This window comes from Nocardia sp. BMG111209 (genome assembly GCF_000381925.1).
In the GTDB taxonomy this organism is placed as follows: domain Bacteria; phylum Actinomycetota; class Actinomycetes; order Mycobacteriales; family Mycobacteriaceae; genus Nocardia.
Genome location: NZ_KB907309.1, coordinates 16,986 through 26,975, shown reverse-complemented (window position 1 = coordinate 26,975; position 9,990 = coordinate 16,986). Strand labels below are relative to the sequence as shown.

Sequence of the window (9,990 nt, the reverse complement as noted above, 5' to 3'; positions counted from 1 at the left end):
CCGCCTGTGCCGCGGCGGAGCGCCGTCGGCCCGGATACCGGGCCGCGACCGTGGTTGAATGCACCCGACGACGAGAAAAGGCATGGTAATGACCGAGGAACAGCTAGCTCCGCGGACCGAGCCCGAATGGGTGTTCATGATCGACCCGGCCTGGCAGCCCACCGAGGAGGGCGACCGCCCACCGGCCGAGGCGGTGGTCGGCGGCTGGTTCGTCGACGCCGAGGGTGAGGTCGGCCGGTTCCACGCCAATCCGGACTACGAGCCGTCCACGCCGACCTCACCGACCGACCCCGTCGACGCCAGCCTGCAACTGGTCACCCAGGGGAAGGCCGGTTCCGACGAGCTGATGTCGACGCTGCGCGAGGCCATGGTCGGCGTCGCGGTCGACGAGGACGATAATCCGGTGATCGACGCCTCGCCGGACGGCGTGCCCTGTGTCCTGGTCACCACCGCTCCCGCGCACCGGCATCGGGTCGATGTCTCGCAGTGGGCGGATGCGCACATGGTGGAGTTGGTCGGCGCGCTGCCCGACGAGGGCATCGATGTCCTGCTCAATCCCGGTGCCCCGGCCTCGATGCGGCTGCTGGCCACGGCGCTCAAGGAGGCGTTCGCCGGGGTGCCGTTGCCGGATCCGGAGCCGGATTTCGGCGGGCCCGAGGATCCGGTCGGCATGCTGTGCGAGTCGATCTCGTACGTCGGCGACCTGTCCGACGAGATGATGGGCCATGCCGCCGACGATCTGATCGACCGCGTGAGCTACCCGGCGACGGTCGAGGAGTTCTATCCGGCGCTGCAGGAGGTGGTCGCCGCGGGTGCGGTGCCCAGCGACGCGCTGGCCCGGGTGGGAAACCACGATGGGCCGGACGTGCTCGACTTCCTGGTCCGGCTGACCGCTGAGCTCGAGCGGCGGCAACCCTGGCCCGAGCCGGCGCTGGTCATGGTCGACGGCCGGGACTGGCCGTCGCCGGGTGCGAGCGTGCCCATCGCGCGACTCGACGTCCCGCGCAACGAACTGGAGGCCGCAGTGCACGCGCAGTTCACCGCGACCGGCGACATCCCGTTCATGGTGTTGCGATTGCGTCCCGGTCAGGTGATCGGGCTGGCTGGTGACGACGGAGTGGAGCAGTCCAATTTCACTGTGCTGCTGCCGGATCTGCCGGACAACATGGGTTCCGCCGACGTGATCACCTATCTGGCCCGCTACACCGGTCTGGAGCCGGTGGCCCTGAGCGTCGGGCAGTAGCAGCCGCGACGGCAGTGTCGACCGTGGATTCGAGATGATCGAGTTCCCCGACAGCCTCAAATGGGTCGGCTGGCTCGTCGGCGTCGACCCGCCGGACGGCAACGAAGACCTGATGTTCGGCATCGGCAACGCCTGGAACGACGCTGCGAAAGCGCTCCAGGCGCAGGTCGATCCGATCAGGTCGGTGAAATCGGTGGCAGCGTCGGGTTATTCGGCCGGGAGCGGCGCCGACACCATCGGGCAGATGTTCGACGAACTGCTCAACGGTGATTCCTCGCTGGCCACGCTCGCCCATGCCTTCGACGAGATCGGCAATGCCGCTTTCGATTTCGGCACCACCATTCAGGAGGCCAAATGGATGGTGATCGCCTCCTACATCCTGCTGGCCATCGAGATCGCCTGGGCCTGGACGTTTCCGCCGACCGCGCCCGCGGTGGAGGCCGCGGCTGTGGCGGGCACCCGGTCCGGGCTACGTCTGCTCGAGGATCTGACGATCGACAAGATCGCGCAGATGGTGCTGAAGTTGCTGGGGCGCAGTGGAAGTCAGTCGTGGACGAAGCTGGTCGTGAAGAATCTGTCGACCTACGCGGTCAAGGGCGCGGTGTCCGGCATCCAGGCGGTCCTGATCGATGTCGTCGTGCAGAGCGCGCAGATGGCCCACGGCACCCGGCGCCACATGGACGGCAACGAGGTACTGGTTTCGTTCGGGGCGTCGTACCTCAGCGGCATGATGGGCCGGGCCGCCGGGCATTGGGGTGGTATCGCGTTCGACGCCTCGATCGGCCGGTTCACCAACAGTTTCGGGCGGGCCAGCGGTATGTTCCGCGGTGCGGTGGTCGGCACCTTCGCCGGCGAGGTCAGTGTGATCGGCGGCGCGATCGGAGGAGCGCTGAACTCCGGCGACTGGCAGGGCGCATTCACCGGTGCCGGATTCCGGGCCTCGGCGATCGGTGGTGCTTTCCGCAGCTCCACCGGCGGCATCGTGCGTGGTCTCACCTTGGCCCGGATCCCGAATACCACTGCCGAACACGGCTTCTGGCGGCATTTTCAGCTCGATGCCGAGGGGAATGTGTACACCCGGGCGTCCGAAGCGGAGGCGGCTGTCGGCGTCACGAACAACGCCGGCCTCGCTCGTCCCAATCCGGTGGCGCGTCCGGCGATCAACGGTGAGCCGACCCCGGAGCAGCGGCGGCAGCTGGGTGCGCTGGACCGGCAGGACGCCACCGCGATCCGCAACTTCGACCAGCAGGTTCGCGCGCAGCAACCGCTGCTGCGGGCACAGCCCGACGCGCCTGTGCCGAACCCGCCGCGGGCCCGTGCCCTCGGCGATCCGGCCGGTCTGGTCACGGCGGATCGGCAACCCGCTTGGGGCATGCGAATGGGTTCGCGGGCAAGGGATTTCGAGAACAAGGCGATCGCGACCCAGAACGACGCGGACGCGGCTCAGGTCCGGGCCGACCAGGCGCAGCAGCGGGCCGACAATCAGCAGGCCCGTGCGACCGGTGCCCTGGCGGGCGTCACCCGGGCCCGCGCGGATCTCGTTCGCGACCAGCGTCAGGCGGACCAGCTCGACCGGCAGTTGCAGAACGAGCGCGCCCAACCGGTTCCCGACCCCGCCCGAGTCGCCGACCTGCAACGCCGCTATCAGGCCGCCCAGGGCGCACAGGCCCGGGCGATGCAGGGCCTCACCAACGCCGAGCGCAACGTCGCCAATCTGCAACGGCATGCCGACGATGAACAGATCCGCGCCGACGGAGTGCAGCGCGCGGCCGACGGCGCCCAGCGGATCGCCGACCGGGCCCGGGTGGTCCGAATCAACCGCGACACCGTCGACACCAGGGCGAATGCGGAGCGCACCAAGAACTCTGCGCCCGGCGCCGACGAGGACACCTGGTGGAAGCGCACGCTGATGGGCAGCGAGCGCCTCGGCAAACGCTACGGTCAGGGCGGTCCGGATGCGGACCGCTACATGACCAAGGGCACCGACGTCCGCAGCAAGACCCGCCCGAAGATCGAGAAATACCATTGGCCGGATATCGCGGAGTACCACGCACCCGAGGCGCCTCCCGAATCCGCCTGGGGGATACCGGGTTCGGAACCGGATCCCGGCTCGGGTCCGGGATCCGGTTCGGATCCGGGTTCGGGTTCGGATCCCGGGTCGGGTTCGGGTTCGGGTTCGAATCCGGGCTCGGGCTCGGGCTCGGGTCCTGGGTCGAATCCCGGCTCCGGCAATGGTTCCGGGATGGGTTCGGCTTCGGATTCTGGTTCGGGTAACGGTTCGGGGATGGGTTCGGGCTCGGATTCTGGTTCGGGCAACGGTTCGGGGATGGGTTCGGCCTCGGACTCCGGTTCGGGCAATGGTTCCGGGATGGGTTCGGGCTCGGATTCTGGTTCGGGCAATGGTTCCGGGATGGGTTCGGCTTCGGACTCCGGTTTCGGCAGCGGCTCAGGTGCGGGCACCGGCGCGGGTAATGGGCACATCTCGGGCACCGGGCACGGTTCGGGCATCGGTACCGGCTCCGGCAGTTTCGGTCGAGGATCCGATGTCGGCTCGGGCGGCGAAGGTCCCGGACGTGCCGGTCCGGCGTCCGGCGGCGGATTCGATCCCGGCCGCGCAGGCCCGGGTTCTGGTGGTGGCCCCGGCCCCGGAGGCCCAGGCCCGGGTGGCGGCGGCCCCGGTGGTGGTCCTGGTCCGGGTGGTGGCGGCCCGGGTGGCGGAGGCCCTGGTCCGGGTGGTGGCGGCCCCGGTGGTGGTGGTCCTGGTCCGGGTGGCGGCGGCCCCGGTGGCGGGGGCCCTGCCGGTGGTGGTGGTCCCGGTGGTGGTGGCCCGTCCGGTGGCGGCCTCGGTCCGTCCGGCGGTGGCCCGAATCATGGTGGTGGACCGGGTGATTCGGGTCCCGGCGGCCCCGGCCCGAACCCGGGAGACTCGGGCCCCGGCACCGATCCGGCCTCCGGAGGCGGACCCGCCACCGGTCCCGGATCGGGCACGGACGTCGGTGCGGGGTCCGGCCCTGATTCCGGAAGCGGCAGCAACGGCGAAGACGACGGCAATTCGCCGGACGACGGTGACGGTAGCGGCCCGGACGACGGCGATCCCGATTACCCGGACAATGGCGACGGTCGCGGCGACGACGGCGGCCACAGCCATCACCACCATCATCACCACCACCATCATCACCATCACGGCGACGGCTACGACGGTGGAGACGACGGCCGCGACCGGCCTGCCGACGGCTACCGGGACGGCGAACACGACGGCCGCGGCCGCCATGCCGACCCCGGGGAAGCCGAGCACGGCGACGGTGATGACGGGCGAGCCGGTGGGCACGATGGCGGCGACGATCCCGACTTCCTCTTCGACCCACGGGATCTGCTGCGGTAGTAGGCGGGAACGCGGCTGGGGTCTGTCCGGGTCCGGTCGGGCCCGACGGCTTCGATCGCGAACGGTGAAAGTGGCTGTCCCACCGAATGTTCAGGTGCTGTTCGCTCCGGCGCCGCCGGTAACTGCGGGCGGATTCGACTCGCGCTGCGACCGTGGGCCGACAGGCGAGTGAAGAGGGGATCCATGGGGCAGCAGGAGATCATCGTCCACCCCGAGGAACTGCGTACGGCCGCAACGGATATGGACGCTGCGGCGACCGCGGTGCACGCGGCCGTCACCACGCTCTACGAGACGCTCACCAGGCTCGGTGATCCGATCAGCGTCACCGAGACCACCGCCCAGGGCGTTAAGACCGGGACCGTATCGGCCAATTCGGACTCGAATCCGCCGTGGGGCCACGACTCCTACGCCAGCAGGTTCTCCAAGGGCGACCAGGGTTATACGAAGACCAGCGTCAACCTGTTGCAGGGCGGATACGACATGGCCGCCACCCTGGCCGAATTCGCCAAGGGTATGCATCAGGCCGCCGAGGGTAGCAGCAATACCGAGAACGTCTCCACCAGCGGATTCGGCGCCGAGTGAACCCGACTACCGCCTGAACCCGAGCCCCGGCGCGGCCCCCGCCCCGCTGGCGGTGAATGTCGCGCCATCAAAGCCTCGCTGGCTGTGTCGGATCTCGGTGATGCTCGGACCGTACGAAGTCGGGTCAGGGGCCGTCGCTGACCTGCCGGTCGTGGGTGGTGACGTTCACGCCGCCGGATCGCAGGACGTTCATCAGCGCGTCGGCGTTCGGTCCTTGCACAGTCCGATAGCGCTTGTCACCGACGTAGACCTTGATGCCGAGCACTGAGGGTGAACCGGTCGTGTTCCGTGTCACACGGACGTTTTCGATCTCCGGCAACGGCACCCGGTGGATCTGTCCGTCCCAGCTGTGCAATGTCAAAGTCTTTCCGGTGTCCTCGGTTTCGACTCGAAGTTCGATTACGGTCCTGCGGCCGTACAGATATCCGAACCAGAATCCCGCCCCGACGCACACCGCCGAGAAGGCATATAAGGCCGTCAGCGCCATGAGCGGCGAGGTCGGGGCAGACCCGGATCGGGTCACGACCAGCACCGTCAGCATCGCGCACGCGATCAAGGTCAGCCCCCCGGCCAGCACGCCGTAGCCGACCGCAGGATTGAGGCTCCCTCCGGATCGCCATTGCAACAACGGATCTTCGGGCTCGGCTTCGGCCACGACGCCATTATTCACTTCTCCACCGCGGCGCGGCCGGTTCGAGACCGACCCGGCCGGAAGTGGCTCGGGTGGTTCGTGTTTCACAGCGGCGGCAGGTGGCTGATCTGGATCAGTTCCCGGCCCCGGCTGCGGGACACCAGCATGCCGCGGCCGGGTGGGTAGAGGGCGGGGCGTACGTCGCTGAGCAGGACACCCTCGTCCTTCGGGGTACTCATCAGAATGCCGTCGACCGACATGTCCTTCATCGGTCCGAGCACGTTGTCGTACAGCGCGCGGCTGGCGCCGCCGGAGCGGCGGGCGATGATGAGGTGCAGGCCGATGTCGCGGGCCTGCGGTAGCAGTTCGATCAGCGGCACCAGCGGGTTGTTGGACGACACCATGTCGTAGTCGTCGACGATGACGTACACCTCGGGGCCGGTCCACCAACTACGTTCACGCAGCTGGGCGGGGGTGATGTCGGCGCCGGGGATGCGTTGTCCGACGAAGCCGGCCACCTCCTTGATGGTGCCGATCGAGGTCTGGGACGAGGTCGAGTAGCCGGCCAGATGTTTGCCCTCGATCGCGCCGAGCATGGTGCGCCGGTAGTCGATGAGGATGATGCGGGCCTGGCTCGCGTCGGAGTTCTCGACGATGCCCATCGCGATGTTGCGCAGCAGCGTGGTCTTGCCGGAACCGACGTCCGCGAACACCAACAGATGTGGCTGTTCCTCGAAATCCAGCACCATGGGCTGCAATTCGGATTCGCCGAGGCCGATCAGCACATGTTTGTGGTCCAGGACCACGTTCTGCTCGCGGGCGGCGGCGAGGACCCGTTCGCGCGGCAGTTCCAGTGGGAGCATGCGTACCGCGGGTGCCTTGCGGGCGCCGTACATCGCGGCCAGCCCGGCCTTGGCCGCGGCGACGCCCTCGGACAGGGTGCTCGGGTCGACCACCGAGTCCAGTCGCGGCAATCCCAGCAGCATGTGCAACTTCTCGCGGGTGATACCGCGGCCGGGCCGGTTCATCGGGACGTTCGCGGCGGTGCGCCGATCCATCTCGGAGTCGGACGGATCGCCGAGCCGCAATTCGATCCGGGTACCGACCTGATCCTTGATGGCGGCGCGGATCTCGCCCCAGCGGTTGGCGCCGAACATCACGTGGATGCCGTAGGACAGGCCGCGCGCGACCAGCTGCTGTACCGAACCTTCCAGGCCCTCGTAGTCCTCGCGGAAGCCCATCCAGCCGTCGATCACCAGGAATACGTCACCGAACAGGTCCTCCGACAACGGATCCGCCGCGCGCTCGGCCTCGGGCTTCGCCGCGAGTTCGGCCTTGAGCCGGCGGAAGTCGCGCATGTTCTCGATGCCCAGTCGCAGGAACCGCGCCTCGCGCTGGCGCAGCAGCGCGGACAGTTCGGCGATGGTGCGGCGCACCCGGTCGATCTCGAGCCGGCTGGCCGCCGAACCCACGTGCGGCACATCGCCCATCGCGGCGAGCGTGCCACCGCCGAAGTCGAGGCAGTAGAACTGCGCCTGTTCGGGGGTGTGGGTGGCCGCGGCGGCCAGGATGATGGTGCGCAGTGTGGTGGACTTGCCCGACTGCGCGCCGCCGACCACCGCGACGTGCCCCTGCGCACCGGACAGGTCGATGGTGAGCACATCGCGTTTCTGCTCGTAGGGCTTGTCGACGATGCCGATCGGCATCCACAGTTTGCCGTGCCGGTTGCCTTCGGCCCGCCAATTCGGTTCCGGCAGCAGCATATCCACGGTCGGGGAGACATCCAGCGGCGGCAGCCACACCTCGTGCGCGGGCCGCCCGTGGCCGGTGAGCCGCTCGACGACCACCTGCAGCAGGGTGCGTTCCACGCCGCCGACGGTGGGTGGCGGATCGGCGAGCAGCGCGCTCAGATCCGGCAGCGCGACCTCCACCGGTTCGGCGGGCTGTTCGATGACGGTGACCGCGACGGTGGCGGCGGTGAACACCTCGACGGTGCCGGACTCGGCCGTCACCGCGCCGCCGCCGGCGACGGTGCTGGTCGCAGGCGGCGTGTAGGTGCCGGAGACGTAGCTGGCGTTGAACCGCAACGGTTCGGCCGCATCGCTTTTCAGGTATCCGGCGCCGGGCTGGCTGGGCAGGTGGTAGGCGTCGGTGATGCCGAGCACCTGCCGGGATTCGCTGGCGGAGAACGTCCGCAGGCCGATCCGGTAGGACAGGTGCGAGTCGAGCCCGCGCAGGCGGTTCTCCTCCAGACGCTGCGAGGCGAGCAGCAGATGCACCCGCAGCGACCGGCCGAGCCGGCCGATCATCACGAACAGGTCCGCGAAATCCGGCTTCTGCGAGAGCAGTTCGGAGAACTCGTCGACGATGACGAACAATGCCGGCAGCGGATCGAGTTGCGCGCCGTTGGCGCGGGCCTTCTCGTATTCGGTGACGTTCGCGAAATTGCCCGCGGCGCGCAGCAATTCCTGGCGGCGGTTCATCTCGCCGGCCAGTGCGTCGCGCATGCGGTCCACCATCGAGAGTTCTTCCTCGAGGTTGGTGATGACCGCGGCGACGTGCGGCAGCGGGTCCAGGCCGAGGAAGGTCGCGCCACCCTTGAAGTCGACCAGTACCAGGTTCAGTAGGTCGGGGGAGTGCGTGGTGACCATCGACAGCACCAGCGTGCGGAGGAATTCGGATTTACCGGAACCCGTTGCGCCGATGCACAATCCGTGCGGCCCCATGCCGTTCTCGGCGGATTCCTTGATGTCGATCTCGACCGGGGTGCCGTCGGGGGTGATGCCGATCGGCACCCGCAGCCGTTCCCGGGTCGAGCGTGGCCGCCACACCACATCCGGGTCGATGGCCGTGGCGTCCGGGATTCGCAGCAACGACATCAGCCCCGGATTGGCGACGGTCTCGTCGCCGAGGTTGACGATCTGCGCGGCGGACGCGATCCGGTAGCGGGACATGCTGCGCGCGAAGGTCGACGCCTCGGCCGGGCTGACCCGGTCGGGCCCGGCGAACTTCTCCACGTTGCCGCCGGTGCGTGCGCCGATGATGGTCTCCTCCACCACCAGTTGCAGGCCGCGCCGGACCGCGAGACCGGCCTGCGGCGCGGTCAGATCCAGGACGGTCACCGAATCCAGCCCGGCGTCGCTGACGGTGCGCTCGGCGCCGTTGACGTAGCCGTCGTCGATCACCACCACCAGGTGCAACCGTCCGGGGGTCGGCGGCGCGTTGCGCAGGAACCGGCCGCGCTCCTGCAGGTCCTCGGTGAGGGCGGTCTCCAGTTCCGACAGCGACTCGTAGAGCATCCGGCTGCTGCCGATGCCGTCCTTGTCTCGCGGATGTTGCAGGTGCGGAAGCCATTTCGTCCACGACCAGGCCTCGGAGTCGGGTTCGGCGGTGACGATCGCGAACACCAGGTTGTCCGGGCCGTGGAAGGTGGCCAGTTCCAGCATCATCGAGCGGATCAACGCGCGACTGTGTACCCGAGGGCCCTCGATGTTGATGGCGGGGAAGGCGCGCAACGAGATCGCTGTAGGCAGGCCGTGCACCACCGAATGGGTCCGGACGAACCGGCGCAGTGCCACCGTCGACACCGGTTCCAGATCCTCCAGCGGGCCGGTCTCCGGCCGGGCCAGTTTGGTGGCCAGCCGGTGACTGCCGACGCCGATGCGCACATGCCCGAAATCGGGGTCGTTGGGCCGGCGTTCCCACATCCGCCGGGTGCCGATGAGGGCCTGCAGATCGACCGGGTGCGGATGGCTCCAGGCCAGGGCCAGGCGCTGGGACTGGCCGGTGTGCCGGACGTCCTTGCGTACCTGGTCCAGATAGCGGAAATAGTCCTTGCGTTCCTCGTTCAGTTCCGCCGGGCGCTTGCCGTTGGCGCCGCCGCGGCCGGCGAACATGCCGACCATCGACATCAGCATCATCATCGGGAACATCATGCTCAGCGGATTGCTCAGCATGGCCCGGCCGCCCATGGTGAACATCAGGCCCATCATGCCGACCGTGCCGACGATCATCACCAGCGGCATCAGCCGCTGCCACAACGGATTCGGGATCGGCGCGGTGATCTCCGGCGGCGCGTTGAGGATCACCTCGCCACCGGGCGAGCGGGGCGGTGCGATCCGGGCCAGCCGGACGAAACCCAGGGTACTCATG

Annotated in this window: 5 protein-coding genes; 3 read left to right on the top strand and 2 right to left on the bottom strand. The window is 68.7% G+C overall.

Going from position 1 to position 9,990, the window contains the following annotated elements; genetic code table 11:
* The first annotated feature begins 88 nt into the window (after window positions 1–88).
* The 3 genes from G361_RS47465 to G361_RS0131580 all read left to right on the top strand — a co-directional run bounded on the left by G361_RS47465 (window position 89) and on the right by G361_RS0131580 (window position 5,207).
* On the top strand, window positions 89–1,243 hold the full coding sequence (locus G361_RS47465) for a type VII secretion system-associated protein (RefSeq protein WP_019931143.1): 1,155 nt from the start codon (window positions 89–91) through the stop codon (window positions 1,241–1,243).
* A gap of 34 nt (window positions 1,244–1,277) precedes the next feature.
* A complete protein-coding gene (locus tag G361_RS50555; RefSeq protein ID WP_052172935.1) occupies window positions 1,278–4,625 on the top strand; it encodes a hypothetical protein in 3,348 nt (1,115 codons plus the stop codon).
* A 183-nt stretch (window positions 4,626–4,808) separates the two neighbouring features.
* Complete coding sequence (locus tag G361_RS0131580) at window positions 4,809–5,207, top strand: hypothetical protein (protein WP_019931142.1); 399 nt, start codon at window positions 4,809–4,811, stop codon at window positions 5,205–5,207.
* A gap of 124 nt (window positions 5,208–5,331) precedes the next feature.
* Here the strand turns inward: G361_RS0131580 and G361_RS0131575 are convergent, their stop codons facing one another.
* Window positions 5,332–5,862, bottom strand: coding sequence for a hypothetical protein (locus G361_RS0131575; protein ID WP_019931141.1), 531 nt, complete (start codon window positions 5,860–5,862; stop codon window positions 5,332–5,334).
* A gap of 80 nt (window positions 5,863–5,942) precedes the next feature.
* Window positions 5,943–9,989, bottom strand: coding sequence for a type VII secretion protein EccC (locus G361_RS0131570; protein WP_019931140.1), 4,047 nt, complete (start codon window positions 9,987–9,989; stop codon window positions 5,943–5,945).
* Window position 9,990 lies beyond the last annotated feature (1 nt).